General features: G+C 65.4%; 14 protein-coding genes. 6 read left to right on the top strand and 8 right to left on the bottom strand.

All coding sequences use genetic code 11. The annotated features are described in order from the left end of the window. Positions 1–104: 104 nt before the first annotated feature. The 3 genes from hemC to P9239_RS14625 are packed head-to-tail and all read left to right on the top strand — an operon-like array spanning position 105 to position 4392. On the top strand, positions 105–1151 hold the full coding sequence (gene hemC, locus P9239_RS14635) for a hydroxymethylbilane synthase (RefSeq protein WP_309752024.1): 1047 nt from the start codon (positions 105–107) through the stop codon (positions 1149–1151). Further along, positions 1151–3199 carry a fused uroporphyrinogen-III synthase HemD/membrane protein HemX gene (gene hemDX, locus P9239_RS14630; protein ID WP_309752022.1) on the top strand — a complete coding sequence of 683 codons (2049 nt, stop codon included), beginning with the start codon at positions 1151–1153 and terminating at the stop codon, positions 3197–3199. The genes hemC and hemDX overlap by 1 nt, the downstream gene beginning before the upstream one ends. Further along, positions 3199–4392 carry a heme biosynthesis protein HemY gene (locus tag P9239_RS14625; RefSeq protein WP_309754059.1) on the top strand — a complete coding sequence of 398 codons (1194 nt, stop codon included), beginning with the start codon at positions 3199–3201 and terminating at the stop codon, positions 4390–4392. Before hemDX ends, P9239_RS14625 begins: the two co-directional genes overlap by 1 nt. A 404-nt stretch (positions 4393–4796) precedes the next feature. On the opposite strand, the gene P9239_RS14620 is transcribed toward P9239_RS14625, so the two are convergent. From P9239_RS14620 to trxB, 5 genes are all read right to left on the bottom strand, one after another. After that, positions 4797–5120, bottom strand: coding sequence for a rhodanese-like domain-containing protein (locus tag P9239_RS14620; protein ID WP_309752020.1), 324 nt, complete (start codon positions 5118–5120; stop codon positions 4797–4799). A gap of 83 nt (positions 5121–5203) precedes the next feature. Beyond that, positions 5204–5857 carry a protein-L-isoaspartate O-methyltransferase gene (locus P9239_RS14615; protein WP_309752018.1) on the bottom strand — a complete coding sequence of 218 codons (654 nt, stop codon included), beginning with the start codon at positions 5855–5857 and terminating at the stop codon, positions 5204–5206. Between the two features lie 115 nt (positions 5858–5972). After that, positions 5973–6593, bottom strand: a complete 621-nt coding sequence (locus P9239_RS14610; protein ID WP_309752016.1) for a trimeric intracellular cation channel family protein — start codon at positions 6591–6593, stop codon at positions 5973–5975. A 9-nt stretch (positions 6594–6602) separates the two neighbouring features. After that, positions 6603–7394 (bottom strand): Smr/MutS family protein, encoded by a 792-nt coding sequence (locus P9239_RS14605; RefSeq protein WP_309752014.1) that lies wholly within the window; start codon positions 7392–7394, stop codon positions 6603–6605. 208 nt (positions 7395–7602) lie between these two features. Further along, positions 7603–8610, bottom strand: coding sequence for a thioredoxin-disulfide reductase (gene trxB / locus P9239_RS14600; protein ID WP_309752013.1), 1008 nt, complete (start codon positions 8608–8610; stop codon positions 7603–7605). A gap of 344 nt (positions 8611–8954) precedes the next feature. On the opposite strand from trxB, the gene P9239_RS14595 reads away from it, so the two are divergent. Beyond that, entirely contained in the window at positions 8955–11282 is a 2328-nt protein-coding gene (locus P9239_RS14595) for a DNA translocase FtsK 4TM domain-containing protein (RefSeq protein WP_309752011.1), read from the top strand. A gap of 32 nt (positions 11283–11314) precedes the next feature. Then, a complete protein-coding gene (gene lolA, locus P9239_RS14590; RefSeq protein ID WP_309752010.1) occupies positions 11315–11986 on the top strand; it encodes an outer membrane lipoprotein chaperone LolA in 672 nt (223 codons plus the stop codon). Between the two features lie 44 nt (positions 11987–12030). On the opposite strand, the gene P9239_RS14585 is transcribed toward lolA, so the two are convergent. Next, positions 12031–12474: a hypothetical protein gene (locus tag P9239_RS14585; RefSeq protein ID WP_309752008.1), complete on the bottom strand. Its 444-nt coding sequence runs from the start codon at positions 12472–12474 to the stop codon at positions 12031–12033. A 192-nt stretch (positions 12475–12666) separates the two neighbouring features. Further along, the gene (locus tag P9239_RS14580; protein ID WP_309752006.1) at positions 12667–13599 is read right to left on the bottom strand and encodes a LysR family transcriptional regulator; all 933 of its coding nucleotides are present in this window, start codon (positions 13597–13599) and stop codon (positions 12667–12669) included. A gap of 126 nt (positions 13600–13725) precedes the next feature. On the opposite strand from P9239_RS14580, the gene speB reads away from it, so the two are divergent. Further along, positions 13726–14736, top strand: a complete 1011-nt coding sequence (gene speB / locus P9239_RS14575) for an agmatinase (RefSeq protein WP_309752004.1) — start codon at positions 13726–13728, stop codon at positions 14734–14736. Between the two features lie 120 nt (positions 14737–14856). On the opposite strand, the gene cytX is transcribed toward speB, so the two are convergent. Beyond that, positions 14857–16161 carry a putative hydroxymethylpyrimidine transporter CytX gene (gene cytX / locus P9239_RS14570; RefSeq protein WP_309752002.1) on the bottom strand — a complete coding sequence of 435 codons (1305 nt, stop codon included), beginning with the start codon at positions 16159–16161 and terminating at the stop codon, positions 14857–14859. Positions 16162–16357 lie beyond the last annotated feature (196 nt).

Below are 16357 nucleotides of genomic sequence, written 5' to 3'. Positions count from 1 at the left end.
AAGGCGCGCCGGACAAGGCTTTCGCGCGCCGCCCATGCCCGAATGGACCGTGGCGTGCGTGCTACCATTGTTTGTTATTTCATCCCGTATTCGATCGAGCATCAATGAATTCCGAGACGCATTCAACGACACCGCCCGCCACGCTGGTCATCGCTTCGCGGGAGAGCCGGCTCGCCATGTGGCAAGCCGAGCACGTGCGGTGTGCGCTGCACAAATTATATCCATCTTGCGACGTCAAAATTCTCGGAATGACGACGCGCGGCGATCAGATTCTGGACCGCACGCTGTCCAAGGTCGGCGGCAAGGGTCTCTTCGTGAAAGAGCTGGAAGCCGCGCTCGCGGAAGGCCGCGCCGATCTCGCAGTGCATTCGCTGAAAGACGTGCCGATGCAGTTGCCCGAAGGCTTCACGCTCGGCGCGATTCTCGAGCGCGACGACCCGCGCGATGCCTTCGTCTCGCCGCATTTCGAATCGCTCGATGCGTTGCCTGCGGGCAGCGTGGTCGGCACGTCCAGCCTGCGGCGCGAAGCGATGATCCGCGCGCGCTTTCCGCATCTCGACGTGCGGCCGCTGCGGGGCAATCTCGATACGCGCTTGGCCAAGCTCGACCGCGGCGATTACGCGGCGGTCATTCTGGCGGCGGCGGGTCTCAAGCGGCTCGGCCTCGAATCGCGCATCCGCGCCTGGCTCGACGTCTCGGAGAGCTTGCCGGCGGCAGGGCAGGGCGCGCTCGGCATCGAGATCCGCGCGGATCGGCCGGAACTCGCCGCGTGGCTCGCGCCGCTGCACGACGAAGCCACCGCGCTCGCCGTGGAAGCGGAACGCGCGGTCTCGCGTGCGCTCGGCGGGAGCTGCGAGGTGCCGCTCGCGGCCTTTGCGCACTGGCGCGACGGCTCGCTTTTTCTGCGCGGCGCGGTTTCGATGCCTGACGGCAAGCGCGTGCTGCGCGCGGAAGAATCGGTGCGCGCGCCGGATCTGGCGCGCGCGCTCGCATTGGGTCAGCGCGTTTCGGCGGATCTCGAAGCGCAAGGCGCCACCGACATCGTCAACGCGCTTTCGACGATGAGCCGCGCCGACGCGCCCAACGCGCCGCCGTCCGCGAACGGTTCGCCGGACAATCCAGCGCCGCCGTCCGCGGCGAACGCGTCCTGATGGCGAGCGCGGTCCGCGCCACCGTCGTCATCACGCGTCCGGGCGGGCAGTCGTCGGCGCTCGTCGAACGGCTTGGCCGCGCGGGCTTCGAGGCGTTCGAGTTCCCGCTGATCGACATCGCGCCGGTTGCCGACGACGCGCCCCTTCGCGCCGCACTCGACGAGCTTTACGCGCCGGAGCGATACGCGCTCGTCGTGTTCGTGTCGCCGAACGCGGTCGATCACGCGTTCGGCCGCCTCTTCGCGCCGTGGCCGGCGGACGTGCCGGTGGCGGTCGTCGGGCCGGGCAGCGTCGCGGCGCTCGCGCGGCAGGGCGTTCATGCGCCGGGGCATCGCGTGATCAGCCCGTCGGAAGAGCAAGCCGATCCGCGTTTCGATTCCGAGGCGCTTTACGCTTCCATCGAGGCGCATTTCGGCACAGACGGGCTCGACGGGAAGCGTGTCTTGATCGTGCGCGGCGACGGCGGGCGCGAATGGCTCGCCGAGCGCCTGGAACAGGCCGGCGCGCGCGTGACGAAGGTCGCGGCGTACCGGCGTCTGTTGCCCGAGCCGTCCATGCGCAAGTGGGAGCGCATCCACGCGCTGCTCGGTGGCGACCATGCGTGGCTGCTCACCAGTTCGGAGGGCGTGCGCAATCTCGACCAGCTTGCCCGCGAGCATCTCACCGCCGACGAAATCGCGCGGCTTAAGCACGCGCCGCTCGTGTGCCCGCACCCGCGCATTGCCGAAGCCGCTCGCCAAACGGGTTTTGATAGGATTACGGTGTCCGGCGCCGGCGACGAACGCATCGTACATACGCTGGAGGCGCTGTTTCCCTACGCCTCGGCAGCGAATCGGGAGCCCGACGCGCAGGCGACGGCCGGCGCATTCTCTCGAGCGACCGATACATCGCCGGCCACGCCGCCGGCCCACCAACCGGCTCAATCACGCATGACTGACTCGAACGATTCCAAGAAAGCTTCACCTCAGCCGAACGTGACACCACCCTTGCCGCCGAACACGCCCTTCACGCCGTATGAACAGCAGAAGCGGCGCGGCGGCGCGGGCACTGTGTTGTTGTGGTTCGTCGTCGTCATTCTGGCGGTGGCGGCAGGCGCGGGCGGCTACGCGCTCAACCGCAAAGTGGACCGCAAGGAACAGGAAATGGCGCAGCGCGCCGGAGAAGCCGATGCGCAGAACGCCGCTTTGCGCGCAAAAGCGGACCAGGCGGCGAGCGCCACTTCCGCGCTCAACACGCAGTTGATCCAGTTGCAGGGCAAGCTCGCCGATGCCGAAGCGCACAGTCAGGCGTTGCAGCAGCAGTATCAGGATCTCGCGAGCAACCGCGACGACTGGACGATCGCGGAAGTCGAGCAGATTCTCTCCAGCGCGAGCCAGCAGTTGCAGTTGACCGGCAACGTTCAGCTCGCGCTTTTCGCGCTGCAGAGCGCCGACACGCGCCTCGCCGCGACGACCGGCCCGCAAGTCGTCGCGATCCGCAAGGCTGTCGCGCAGGACATCGACAAGCTGAAGTCGACGCAAACCACCGACCTCACCGGTCTCGCGATCAAGCTGGACACGGCCATCGAGCAGATCGACGGCTTGCCGCTCGCGGGCGAAGCGCCGATCGAGCGTGCGCGGGCGCAGGCCGCCGCGCCGGGCGACAGCGTTTCGATTGCGGCGGCCACCGGCGAGCCGCGCTGGAAAGTGCTGTGGCGGCAGATCACGAGCGGCATCGGCCAGCAGTTGTCGAGTCTCGTGTCGGTGCGGCGCATCGACAATGCGGACGCCATGCTGACATCGCCCGATCAAGGCTACTTCGTGCGCGAGAACGTCAAGCTGAGGCTCTTGTCGGCGCGTTTGTCGCTGCTGTCGCGCAGCGAACCGACGCTCAAGTCCGATCTCGCGGCCGCGGATGCCTCGCTCGGCCGATACTTCGATCCGTCGTCGAAGAAGGTCGCCGCCGTGCGCGATCTCGTGAAACAGGTCGATCAGGCGTCGCTCGCGGTCGCCGTGCCGAACCTGGACGCGAGCCTTGCCGCCGTGCATCAGTTCAAGCGAGGCGGATGATGACGATTCGAGGACTCATCTGGCTCGCGCTGCTTTTCGCGGTCGCGGTGATCGTGGCGACGGTCGGCGGCTTCAACGGCGGGCAGGTATTGATCGTCGTTCCGCCGTATCGCGTGGACGTCTCGCTCAATCTGTTCGCGGTTGCGCTCGTCGTGCTGTTTATCGTGCTGTACGGGCTGATTCGCGCGGCGCGCGGCGTCTGGAAAATGCCGCAGCGCGTGGCCGCTTACCGCGCGCGCAGCCGGCTCGCGAAGGCCAACGCTTCTTTGCGCGATGCCATCGGCCACTTGTACGCCGGGCGTTTTTCGAAGGCGGAGAAGGCGGCGCGCGATGCGCTTTCCGTCGACGAGAATCAGGGCGCGGCAAGGCTCATCGGCGCGAACGCGGCGCATCGGCTGCATGAATACGCGCGTCGCGACGAATGGCTCGCGCAAATCGGCGGCGCCGACTGGCAGGACGCGCGCCTCATGGCCACCGCCGACATGCGCGCCGATGGCCGCGACGCTGACGGCGCGCTCGTCGCGTTGACCGAGATTCAGGCGCAAGGCGGGCGGCGCATTCACGCGCAGCAGATCGCGCTGCGAGCGCAGCAGCAACTCAAGAATTGGGCGGAAGTGTTGAAGCTCGTGCGCATGCTGGAGAAGCGCGAAGCGTTGCATCCGGCCGTGGCGGTGCGTTTGCGGCAGGTCGCGGCGGAGAACCTGCTGCGCGACCGGCGGCACAATCCCGACGCGCTGCTGGAACTGTGGCAGTCGCTCTCCGCGACGGAGCGCCAGTCGCCGCGTCTCGCGGATCTCGCGGCGGAATTGCTGATCGCGCTTGACCGTCGTGCGGAGGCGAGGAAGATCGTCGAAGAGGCGCTTGCGCACAATTGGGACGCGCGCCTGTTGCGCCGCTATCCGGATTGCGTCGTCGGCGGCGATGCGTTCCCGCTCATTCAGCGCGCCGAAGCCTGGCAGAAGGAGCGCACGGAAGACGCGGACCTGCTCTTCACGCTCGGGCGCTTGTGTCTGCATCAGCAGTTGTGGGGCAAGGCGCAGGCGTTTCTGGAATCGGCGCTCAAACTGGCCGACAACGAGCCGCTCAAGATCCGGACGCACCGGGCGCTGGCTCGCCTGCACGAGCAATTGGGCGATGCCGAGAAGGCCGCCGAGCATTATCGGGCGAGCGCGCTAGCGATGAACGTGGTTTAGAGCGTAGTTCAGGCGTGATCTATATCAGGCCGCATGTGTGAAAGCGCATGCGGCCTTTTGCTTTCGTAAAGCGCCGGAAATAGTGGGCGGCGGGGCGCTCGCGGAAATGAATGCGTTGAAGCGGAGGATCGGCTTCGCGCGATCCCGGGCCGATGCGGCGCAGGAATCGAAATTAATTCGTGGACCGTTAAGAACGAAGGCACGCCGCCAAGGCGCAGCAGGGGTCAAAGCCGCCAGGCCCGCTATTGCGCTCCGGGCCCGTTGCAACGCGGGGCAACCCATACCGACCGCGCAGCGCTCGTCGACGTCAGGACCCGAAATGGAGCGATCGATGCCGCGGACACAATTCGTGCTTCGGGCCGTCGCCAATCGCCGGGAATGCCGCCCGCAGCGCCCGCTGGTGCTCAATACGTCGGAACCGAAGGATCGACCTGACGCGACCACGCGTCGATGCCGCCGTACAGATTGAAGATATTCGTGAAGCCGCGCGATTCGAGGAACATGCCGACCTGCGCGCTGCGCGCGCCGTGATGGCAGATGCAGACGATCTGCGCGTCGTCTTCCAGTTCTTCGCTGCGCGCGGGGATGTCGCGCATTGGAATAGAGACGACGTTCTCCATCTTCGCGGTCTCAAGCTCCCACGGTTCGCGCACGTCGAGCAGAACGGGAGCGGGGCGGGACGAATCCGCGAGCCACGCGGCAAGTTCGGATGCGGTCAGGTTTTGCATGGAATCGCGGGCGCGGAGCAGGTTAGGCAAAACGGGCGCCGGGCCCGGGGAAGCACGGCGGCCTGGCGGCGAAAGTCGAACGCTCAGAACTTGAACGCCGGCGGATGCAATGCGTTCTTCAGCGGCGCGACGAAAGTCTCGAAGACAGCCGACACGCGATACTGCTTTTCGTCGATGCGCGTGATGATCTGCGCCTCCATCACCGGAGCGGTGCCGACGAAAGCAGCGATGCGCCCGCCGATGTTCAGCAGTTCCAGAAATTCCTGCGGCATCACGGGCAGGCCGCCCGAGACGCAGATCACGTCGAACGGCGCGCCCTGGCTCCAGCCGCGTGCGCCGTCGCCGACGACCACTTCCGCATTCGTCACGCCGTTGGCCGCGAGATTCTGCTTCGCGAATTCGGCCAGTTCCTGCGAGATTTCGACGGTCGTAACGCTGCGTCCGCGATGCGCGAGGAGGGCGGCCATGTAGCCCGAGCCCGAGCCGATTTCCAGCACCGTCTCGCCCTTGTGAACGGTCAGTTCCTGCAGAATGCGCGCTTCGATCTTCGGAGCCAGCATGCGCTCGCCGCCGGGCAGCGGAATTTCGAGGTCCGCGAAAGCGAGATTGCGATAGGCGGCGGGAACGTAGTTCTCGCGCTTGACGATCGACAGCAGGTTGAGCACGTCCAGGTCCAGCACATCCCAGGGACGAATCTGTTGCTCGATCATGTTGAAACGCGCTTGCTCGATGTTCATGTTCTGTGTGCGTGTTGACGGCAGGAAACCGGTGCCCCGAAGCACCGGCGCGAGCGGCCGGGCGAGGCGGATTGACTTCGCGATTGTAGCAAACGGACGCGTTTTCCCGCCCGCCCTAATGCGGCAGGCGAATGTCCAGCTTGAACGTGGCAAGCCGCGCGACGAGGATGAACGCCGTCGAAAGCAGCACGTTGTAGATGGTGTCGACGTCCAGATGCGCGAGGCCGAGATAAATCCAGCAGCCCGCGAATGCGCACACCGCGTAGGGGCGCGAATCGCGCAAGATCAGCGGAATCTCGTTACACAGCACGTCGCGCATGATGCCGCCGAAGACGCCGGTCGTGACGCCCATCATCGTGGCGGTGAACGCGGGCATCTGCGCATCGAGCGCGATCGACGTGCCCGACACGCTGAACAGGCCGAGTCCGATCGCATCGGTGACGAGCAACGCGCGCTGATCGAAAACGCGCGACGTCAGCCGCAGAAAGAGCGGCGCGAAAATCGCCATCGCGAAAATGGCGAGCACGTAATCCTGATGTTCGACCCAGTAGAACGGGCGGCGCGACAGCAGCACGTCGCGCACCGTGCCGCCGCCGAATGCCGTGGCGAGCGCGACGAGAAAAGCGCCGACGGCATCCAGCCGCCGCTTTCTCGCTTCGATGAGGCCGGAAAGCGCATACGCGAAGATCGCGAGCGCCTCCATGATGGAAATGGCGAGGGTGAGTCTGGGATGCACGTTCGTTGTTCAGCGGGTCTTGTCTTGTGGATGATTGTGATGCCGCGGCGTGCCGCCCGGCTGCAGCAGAACGACCACGGCGCCTGCGCCGCCGTCGTGCGGACGCGCCTGACAAAAGGCAATCACTTCCGCCTTTTGCGTGAGCCACGCGCGCACTTTGCCCTTGAGAATCGGTTCCTTGCCGATGGAGCCCAAGCCCTTGCCGTGAATCACGCGCAGGCAGCGCAGCCCGCGCTTCACCGATTCACGGATGAATTCCGCGAGCGCCTCGCGCGCTTCCTCTCGGCGCATGCCGTGCAGATCGAGCTGCGCCTGCACGATCCACGCGCCGCGCCGCAGCTTCTTCACGACTTCCTGGCTGATACCCGGCCGGCAATACGAAAGCGTCTCGTCGATGTCGAGCAGGCTTTCCGGGTCGTACTCGTCGGAGAGCGCCTCCTGCAGCACGGCTTCCTCGTCGCGGCGGCTTTGCAGCGGAAGCGGCGGCGGGGGAACGCGCGTCACCGTCATACGCGGCGGCGTTTTCAGCGGCTCGATCTGGCCGATCGAGCGGCGAAACTCGTCAGCGTGCGCGGCCGCTTCACGCTCGGCGAGCGCCGCCGCGGCGCGTTCGGCGGCGCGCTTGTCGGCGTCCGCCTCGAGCGCGCTTTTCAGCGCAGCCAGCCCCGCGAGGCCGTCGCGCTTGAGCGCGTCCTTCACATCGCGCGGATCGGCGGCAGGCGGCTTTTCCGCAGCGGCCGGACGCGGCGTCTGCGGTCGGCGCGGCTTCGGTTCGTTCGGGTGGGGAAGATTTTTGGGCATCGTTCGGCCAGAAAGTACGGCTGCGAATGCAGCGGCGGAAGGAGCGGCGATCCGACGTGAAGCGCCGATTGTGCCACGGGCGCGGTCATTGCCGGATGCGCCGGCACGAAACGCCCGTCCACGATGCTGGAAACAAAAAACGGGCCGGCGGCGCGAACCGGGGCCCGTTTTTGACGAAACGTCGGCTAGGCGCGCGGCGCCTCCCTGCTTACCGATCCTTTTCGTGGCTCATCGAATGCGGCGTCGGCGTTTCGTCGATGGCTTCGAGGTAACGCTGCGCGTCGAGCGCGGCCATGCAGCCGGTTCCCGCGCTGGTGATCGCCTGGCGGTAGATATGGTCCTGCACGTCGCCGGCCGCGAACACGCCGGGGATGCTGGTTGCCGTCGCGTTGCCGCTCGTGCCGCCCTTCGTCAGGATGTAGCCGTTTTTCATCTCCACCTGACCCGCGAACAGTTCGGTGTTCGGCTTGTGGCCGATCGCGACGAACACGCCCTGCAACGCAATGTCCGTGATCTCGCCGGTCTGCGTGTGCTTCACGCGCAGGCCGGTGACGCCGGATTCATCGCCCGTCACTTCGTCGAGAACGTGATTCCACTTGATGTCGACCACGCCTTCCTTTTCCTTCGCGAGCAAGCGGTCGATCAGAATCGGCTCGGCGCGGAACTTGTCGCGGCGGTGAATGACCGTCACTTTCTTTGCGATGCCCGACAGATACAGCGCCTCTTCGACGGCCGTGTTGCCGCCGCCGATCACGGCGACTTCGCCATTGCGATAGAAAAAGCCGTCGCAGGTCGCGCAGGCAGACACGCCCTTGCCCATGAACGCCTGCTCCGACGGATTGCCGAGATACTGCGCCGACGCACCCGTCGCAATAATCAGCGAATCGCAGGTGTATTCGCCCGCATCGCCGATAAGACGGAGCGGACGCTCGTTGAGTTTCGCGGTATGGATGTGATCGAACACGATTTCGGTGTTGAACCGGCGCGCGTGCTCTTCCATGCGCTGCATCAGTTCCGGACCCTGCACGCCCGAGGGATCGCCCGGCCAGTTTTCGACGTCGGTCGTGGTCATCAGCTGGCCGCCTTGCGCGAGGCCGGTGACGAGCAGCGGCGCCAGATTCGCCCGGGCCGCGTAGACGGCGGCGGAGTAGCCGGCGGGGCCGGAACCGAGGATCAGCACTTTGGCGTGTTTGGGCGCGGGTTGCGGTGATGACATGATGGTGGTCCGTTATTGATGGTCGGATCGGCAGTGCATGCGTTGCGATTCGTGCAGCAAATTCGGCACCTGGTGCGTGCCGCCGATGACCCGTAGTTGGATGCGAGACGTCAATTATAAAGGCCGCCGCGAGAGCCCTCCGAGTGAACCTTTCAATCGCTTTGATAGGCGCGCGCCGCAGATTTCACGCAGAAACGGGCGATGAACGGCATGTGAGGAGTGTTACAGGTTGCAAGAACGCGGCCGTTTTTGCGCCTCTCGCCGCAATGCAGCGTTTACAATAGGTCACCGTTCATGCGGCCCCGATCGAATCGACGGCGGCCGCGACAAGCGACACCGAATCAATGGCCAAAGCATCCTATTCCGCGAGCCCGCAGGCGTTGCCGCACCGCATGTCGCGGCTCTTCACCGAGATTCGCTGGATTCTCCAGGTCGCCCTCGGGCTTTTCCTCGTCATGGCGCTCATTTCGTACAGCCGGAAAGATCCGAGCTGGACGCACGCCGTGAGCGTCGATCACATTTCAAACTGGGCGGGGCGCGTCGGCGCGTACACGTCGGACATTCTGCTGCTGGTGTTCGGGCTGTCGTCGTACTGGCTCGTCGTGCTGCTCGGGCGGCGCATTGTCGCCAATTACCGGCGCATCGCGGAACCTGCGGCGCAAGCATCGTCGGACGATGAAGGCGCGCCGCGCGACCGCACGTGGCTTGCGCAAGCGTTCGCGTTCGTCCTGGTGCTGCTCGCAACGGACGGCATCGAGGCGCTGCGCATGTGGTCGCTCAAGGTGCCGCTGCCGCGCGCGCCCGGCGGCGTGGTCGGCGACATGATCGCGCGTCACGTATCGCATGCCCTCGGTTTCACGGGCGCGACGCTTTTTCTGCTGATTGCGCTCGCCATTGGTCTGTCGCTGTATTTCCGGTTCTCGTGGCTCTCGGTGTGCGAGAAAGTCGGCGAAGGCATTCTCAACGCGATCACCGGCGCGCAACTGCGCCGCGAAGCGGGCCGCGACCGCAAGCTCGGCGAAGAAGCCGCATCGAAGCGCGAAGGCAAGGTCGTGCGCTCGCGCGTGAAGCACGAGGATCACGAGCCGGTCGTGATCGTGCCGCCGGTCGCGACGCCGCCGCGCTCGGAGCGCGTCGAAAAGGAAAAGCAGGTGCCGCTTTTCGCGGATCTGCCGGGCGATTCCACGTTGCCGGCCATCGCGTTGCTGGATCCGCCGCCGAAGACGCAGGAAACCATCGCCGCCGATACGCTGGAATACACGTCGCGCCTGATCGAAAAGAAGCTGAAGGATTTCGGCGTCGAAGTGAGCGTGGTCGCCGCGTATCCGGGGCCGGTCGTGACGCGCTATGAAATCGAGCCGGCGACGGGCGTGAAGGGCAGCCAGATCGTCGGTCTGGCGAAGGATCTGGCGCGTTCGCTGTCGCTCGTGTCGATTCGCGTCGTCGAGACGATTCCCGGCAAGAACTACATGGCGCTGGAATTGCCGAACCAGCGCCGGCAGACGGTCAAGCTCTCGGAGATTCTCGGCTCCGAAGTCTACGCGGCGGCGGCCTCGCCGCTCACGATGGGCCTCGGCAAGGACATCGGCGGCAATCCGGTCTGTGCCGATCTCGCCAAGATGCCGCACTTGCTCGTCGCGGGCACGACGGGTTCGGGCAAGTCGGTCGGTATCAACGCGATGATCCTGTCGCTGCTCTACAAGGCGAGCGCGGACCAGGTGCGGCTCATTCTGATCGATCCGAAGATGCTCGAAATGAGTGTCTACGAAGGCATTCCTCATCTGCTGTGCCCGGTCGTCACCGACATGCGGCAGGCCGGCCACGCGCTGAACTGGGCCGTCGCCGAAATGGAGCGCCGCTACAAGCTCATGAGCAAGATGGGCGTGCGAAATCTCGCGAGCTTCAATTCGAAGATCGACGAAGCGAAGAAGCGCGACGAGAAGATTCCGAATCCGTTCAGCCTCACGCCCGACGATCCGGAGCCGCTTACGCGCCTGCCGAACATCGTGGTGGTGATCGACGAACTCGCCGATCTCATGATGGTCGTCGGCAAGAAGGTGGAAGAACTGATCGCGCGTATCGCGCAAAAGGCGCGGGCGGCGGGCATCCATTTGATTCTCGCGACGCAGCGTCCCTCGGTGGACGTGATCACCGGCCTCATCAAGGCGAACGTGCCGACGCGCATGGCGTTCCAGGTGTCGTCGAAGATCGACTCGCGCACGATTCTGGATCAGCAGGGCGCCGAATCGCTGCTCGGCATGGGCGACATGCTGTATCTGCCGCCGGGTTCGGGCCTGCCTGTGCGCGTGCACGGCGCGTTCGTGTCGGACGAGGAAGTGCATCGCGTGGTCGACAAGCTGAAGGAGCACGGCGAGCCGAATTACATCGAAGGCATTCTGGAAGGCGGGCTGGCGGGCGAAGGCGACGAAGGCGCGGCGGGCGCGGGCGGAACCGGGTCGACCGATGGCGAGTCCGATCCTTTGTACGATCAGGCGGTCGAGGTCGTCATCAAGAACAAGCGCGCGTCTATTTCGCTCGTGCAGCGGCACTTGCGCATCGGCTATAACCGCGCCGCGCGCCTTTTGGAACAGATGGAGAATTCGGGTCTCGTGTCCGCCATGTCGTCGAACGGCAACCGCGAGATCCTCACGCCCGCTCGCGAGTCGGAATAGCGCGCGGACGGCTACGGAAGGAGAACAACAGGATGAAGCAGTACACGGGGAAGAAGGCATTCGGCGCGGCGCTGCTGTCGGCGTCGATGTCGTTTGCATCGCACGCATTCGCGAGCGGGACCGAGCAGTTGAAGTTGTTCGTGTCGCAGGTTCACGCGGCGCGCGGCGATTTCACGCAGCAGGAAGTCAAGGCGCCCGGCAAGGTCAATAACGGCGCGAGCACGGTCACGACGCCGACCAAGGGCACGATGTCGAGCGGCACGTTCATGTTCGCGCGGCCGGGCAAGTTCATCTGGTCCTATGAGAAGCCGTACTCGCAGCTCTTGCAGGCAGACGGCGACAAGCTCTACGTCTACGACAAGGACTTGAACCAGGTCACGGTGCGCAGTCTCGGCGGCGCGCTCGGCGCGAGCCCGGCGGCCATTCTCTTCGGCAGCAACGATCTGGAAAAGAACTTCACGTTGCGCGATGCGGGCGTAAAAGGCGGCATCGACTGGCTGGAATTGACACCGAAGGCGAAGGACACGCAGTTCCAGACGGTTGGCATCGGCTTCAAGGACGGCAATCTGGAAGCGATGGAACTGCACGACGTATTCGGCAACGTGACGTTGCTCACGTTCTCGAACATCCAGAAGAATCCGCCTGTCAAGGCCGATACCTTCAAGTTCAACGTGCCCAAAGGCGCGGACGTCATTAACGGATGATTTCTCGGCGCGGCTCGTCGGAGCCGCGCGTCCTGTTCGCGGGTCTAGCGATATTCGGTGACGACCGTCACGCGTTGTGCTGATCGCGCCTTGCTCTCTATCGATAAGACTCCACCAGAGCCGCCGACGCGAAACGCGCCGTCGCTGCCCGCCGCAATGCGACGACCGTTGCCGTCCACGAAGTCCGTGGTCAGGGCATCGGATGTCGCGCGATGGTTGTCCGCCCTCAGCGAAACGGCAGCGTTCGGTGTGCTGTTCGGATAGGCGTCGAACGCGACAATCGCGGTTTGCCCGCTTCGGCTCCATGTCGCTGATCCCGCTTGCGCTGATACCGCCGCTACCGCGAACGGCGGCGAAACCAGTGCGCCTCTGAATGTGATCGTGCCGCCCGGCATCGTGTACGCGTTCGCCGACGTGGCAACGCAGGCGGCCGCGGCCGTCATTGCGATTCCCCAGCGTTCCGCACTGCGCAGCTTCGATTTGCTCATCGTGTTCCCCTTATTGGTCGTGTTGTCGCGGCTGTCGAGACCGCGCGCATGGACGGACTGTTCTCAAGCGATCCGTTGATGCGTCAGACGATAATAAGAGGAGTCCGATTGAATTCGCAATCGATTTTCGCCTACCTGGTTGAAAAATGCGCGATGCATGTTGTAGAGGCAGGCGTTGATTAGTTTTGACGGCTAAGAAGCTGTTATTGGCGACACGCGATGCGCTGTCGTCATATCCTCGATCAACGCATCGACGATATCGCTCTTCGTTCCGCGCGCGCCGCGCGCCCTGTCCGCGCGCGTGACCATCTGGAACGCGACCCGGTAGCGCATCGCCTTCGGATTCAGCGCCGCAAGGGAGCCGTCGTCTACATACGGTGCAGCGAAATGCTCCGGCAGATAGCCGAGGTGCCGCCCTGACAGCACGAGCATGGCGACCGCTTCCATGTTGTCGGCGACGGCGGTGATCGAGCCCGGCATCAGCGCTGCGGCCTCCGGCAGCGGGTAACTGCGCCACGCCCAGTCGTGACCGGCGGTCTGCGCAAGCGTGACGCGGCCCGCGCGCTTGAAGAGAGGATGCGCTTGCCCGCAATAGGCGAGCTGGTCCTCCGCGAAGATCTCCGTGTAGTCGAGCGACGGCACCCGATGCCAGAAATAGCCGATCGCCATCTGGATGCGCCCGGCGAGCAGCATTTCTTCGAGTTCGCCCGGCGATCGCACGAGCACGGAGAAGCGCACCGATTCGTCGCGCTGCCTGAATCGCGCGATGGCCTCGCTGATGCGCGCGTTCGCGCTCACCGGTGTATTGCCGATCATCCCGAGCGTCAGCGTGCCGACGAGCTTCTTGCCGACATTGCGCGCGGTCGAATCGAAGGTATCGACGGCGGCGAGCAGCGTGCGGCACGCATCGACGAATTGCTCGCCGCGCGATGTCAACGCGAAGCCGCCGCGCCCGCGTTCGCACAGCCGATAACCGAGGCGGCTTTCGAGCGTCGCCAGCTGCGTGCTGATGGTCGACTGGCCGACGTTCAGCGTCGCCTGCGCGGACGAGACGCCGCCCGCATCCACGATGGCGAGGAAGACGCGGATGAGCCGCAAATCGAGGTCGGAAAGGTGAGTGAACATGCGCGCCGCCGGAACATCGATCGAAATCGATGTGAAGGTTATTTCGGCCGCATTTTATCTCGCGGCAGATGCGCGTATTAATACGAAGTGTCCGACTTCAACTGACATTGACCGACATTGACCGATATGAATACGTCCTCGCTGTTCGCGCCCGCCGACCACTTCGATTCCTATTTGCGCGACCATCGCGCGGAGCGGCCGCAGCCGCTTTCGGGCAATCAGATGCCGCGCTGCGGCGGCATCGCGACGATGATGCGTCTGCCGTACGTCGAGTCGGCGTCGGGGCTGGACGCGTGTTTCGTCGGCGTGCCGTTCGATCTCGGCACATCCAACCGCACGGGCGCGCGCTTCGGGCCGCGTCAGGTGCGCAGCGAGTCGGTGCTGCTGCGTCCGTACAACATGGCGACGCGCGCCGCGCCGTTCGATTCGTTGCGCGTCGCGGACATCGGCGACGTGTCGATCAATCCGTACAACCTGCTCGATTCGATCGACCGCATCGAGCGCGCGTATCGGGAGATTCTGGAGCACGATTGCAAGCCGATCACGCTCGGCGGTGACCACACCATCGCGCTGCCGATTCTGCGCGCGATGCACGCGAAGCACGGGAAAGTCGGCCTCATTCATGTGGACGCGCACGCGGACGTCAACGACACCATGTTCGGCGAGAAAATCGCGCACGGCACGCCGTTTCGCCGCGCGGTGGAAGAGGGACTGCTCGATTGCGAGCGCGTCGTTCAGATCGGCTTGCGCGGCACGGGCTACGAAGCGGGCGACTTCGACTGGTGCCGCGAGCAGGGCTTTCGCGTCGTGCAGACGGAGGAGTGCTGGCACCGCTCGCTCGCGCCCTTGATGGACGAGGTGCGCGCGCAGATGGGCGACGGACCGGTGTACATCACGTTCGATATCGACGGCATCGACCCCGCGTTCGCGCCGGGCACCGGGACGCCGGAAATAGCCGGGCTGACTGTGCCGCAAGCGCTGGAGATCGTCCGCGGCGCGTGGGGGCTGAACATCGTCGGGGCGGACTTGGTGGAAGTGGCGCCGCCTTATGATCCGTTCGGCACGACTGCGCTGCTCGGGGCGAATCTGGCGTTCGAACTGCTTTGCGTGCTGCCGGGCGTAGAGAGACGCAACTGACGATGGCGCGCGCCCCGGGCAGTTCTCCACAACTTCTGTGCAACGCCCTGTGGAAAATCGCCTGACAAGTCGGCTAGCGCGCTGATTCGCAAGACGAATCGGCGCGCGCCGACATTGCGCTCAGGAAGCCACCGCCGTTCGCCGCGCCGACACCAGGAGCAGATAGCACACCGCGCCCAGCGCGAGCGACGGCAGCGTCGCGCCGAGGTTCGGCAGCCATGCGTTGATCGCGTGATAAGCCGCGATTCCCACGCCCCACGCGATGAACGCGCTCACGTGCCAGCCGCCCGAGTAGCCATAGCGCCCGTCGATGCGGCCCACCGCGGCAGCATCCACACGGCGCTTTCGCACGATGAAGTGGTCCGCCAGCACCACGCCGAACAGCGGCGCGAATACCGAGCCGATTAAGAGCAGGAAGTTCTGATACTTGCCCATCGCCACGACGAGCGCGACGAGCGTGCACAACGCGCCATACGCCGCCGATAGCATCGGCACGCTCGCGCGCGCCCAGAAAGTGCCGGTGGACACGGCCGCCGAGTGAATGTCGGCGAACGCGTTGTCGATTTCGTCGATGAGAATCAAGAGCAGCGCGATGCCGCCGCCTGCCTGCGCGAGCGCCACGGTCAGCAGCGTGTCGCCGCCGCCCGCAGCCAGCCCGTACACCGCGCCGAGCGCATAGAACCACAGGTTCGCGATGCCGTAACCGAGCAGCGTGCCGCGAAACGTGCCGCCCGCGCTGCGGCCGAAGCGCGTGTAGTCGGCAATCAGCGGCAGCCACGACAGCGGCATTGCAACCACGAGGTCGATACCGGCGCCGAACGCCATCTCGCCGGTGCCGGGGCGCGCCATCAGCGCGGCGAGATCGTGCTTGGACAGCAGATTCCATGTCAGCCAGCCCGCCCCGCCGAGCAAAAGCCAGATGCCCCACGTGCGCAGAAAGCGCCGCACGAAAGAGAGCGGTCCGCTCACCGCGAGCAGCGTCGCGAGGGCGCCGAAGAGGAGCGTCCAGACGAGCGGCATCGAGAAATGGAACGATTGTTTGGCGAGCGCGTCGGCGGAATCGCGCATGACGATGATCTCGAACGATCCCCAGCCGACCAGTTGCACCGCGTTGAGCACGGCGGGCACCGACGCGCCGCGCACGCCGAGCGTCGGGCGCAGCGAGGACATGGCCGCGAGTCCCGTATCCGTGCCGACCACGCCCGCGAGGGCGAGCAGCACGACGCCGATGACCGTGCCTATGGCGATGGCGGCGAGCGCGTGCGGCGGCGACAGCCCCGGCACCAGCAGCGCGCCCGCCTGCGCGACGAGCAAGCCGATGCCGAGCGAGAACCAGAGCGCGAAGGCGTCGCTCACGCCGAAGGCGCGGCGCTCGGCGGGCACCGGCACGAGCGGCGCGTAAGTGGAAGTGTTCTCTTGCTGCATCGAAAGGTCTGCCTATAGGGAGGTCGATTGGAACGGCGCCATTCGCGCCGGGCGCGCGGCTGTCATAATCACGCGAATCGTGCGCGATTGTGCCTGCCGGCGTCCGGCTTGAACACTAGGCCGAACGGCCGATGCCGCGCGCACTCTGAAAAGCGCAAGATTATCGCCGCGTGCGCGGTTTGCGCGGCAGCCTGCT

This window comes from Caballeronia sp. LZ062 (genome assembly GCF_031450785.1).
Lineage (GTDB): Bacteria > Pseudomonadota > Gammaproteobacteria > Burkholderiales > Burkholderiaceae > Caballeronia.
The sequence above is the reverse complement of the archived record's forward strand: the minus strand, read 5'-3'. Positions and strand labels throughout refer to the sequence as shown.

Bases quoted from the DNA above. Each gene is read 5' to 3' on its own strand.
- hemDX (WP_309752022.1), top strand. From the start codon at position 1,151: ATGGCGAGCGCGGTCCGCGCCACCGTCGTCATCACGCGTCCGGGCGGG.
- hemC (WP_309752024.1), top strand. From the start codon at position 105: ATGAATTCCGAGACGCATTCAACGACACCGCCCGCCACGCTGGTCATC.
- trxB (WP_309752013.1), bottom strand. From the start codon at position 8,610: ATGTCATCACCGCAACCCGCGCCCAAACACGCCAAAGTGCTGATCCTC.
- P9239_RS14580 (WP_309752006.1), bottom strand. From the start codon at position 13,599: ATGTTCACTCACCTTTCCGACCTCGATTTGCGGCTCATCCGCGTCTTC.
- P9239_RS14615 (WP_309752018.1), bottom strand. From the start codon at position 5,857: ATGAACATCGAGCAAGCGCGTTTCAACATGATCGAGCAACAGATTCGT.
- P9239_RS14585 (WP_309752008.1), bottom strand. From the start codon at position 12,474: ATGAGCAAATCGAAGCTGCGCAGTGCGGAACGCTGGGGAATCGCAATG.
- lolA (WP_309752010.1), top strand. From the start codon at position 11,315: ATGAAGCAGTACACGGGGAAGAAGGCATTCGGCGCGGCGCTGCTGTCG.
- speB (WP_309752004.1), top strand. From the start codon at position 13,726: ATGAATACGTCCTCGCTGTTCGCGCCCGCCGACCACTTCGATTCCTAT.
- P9239_RS14620 (WP_309752020.1), bottom strand. From the start codon at position 5,120: ATGCAAAACCTGACCGCATCCGAACTTGCCGCGTGGCTCGCGGATTCG.
- P9239_RS14595 (WP_309752011.1), top strand. From the start codon at position 8,955: ATGGCCAAAGCATCCTATTCCGCGAGCCCGCAGGCGTTGCCGCACCGC.
- cytX (WP_309752002.1), bottom strand. From the start codon at position 16,161: ATGCAGCAAGAGAACACTTCCACTTACGCGCCGCTCGTGCCGGTGCCC.
- P9239_RS14625 (WP_309754059.1), top strand. From the start codon at position 3,199: ATGACGATTCGAGGACTCATCTGGCTCGCGCTGCTTTTCGCGGTCGCG.
- P9239_RS14605 (WP_309752014.1), bottom strand. From the start codon at position 7,394: ATGCCCAAAAATCTTCCCCACCCGAACGAACCGAAGCCGCGCCGACCG.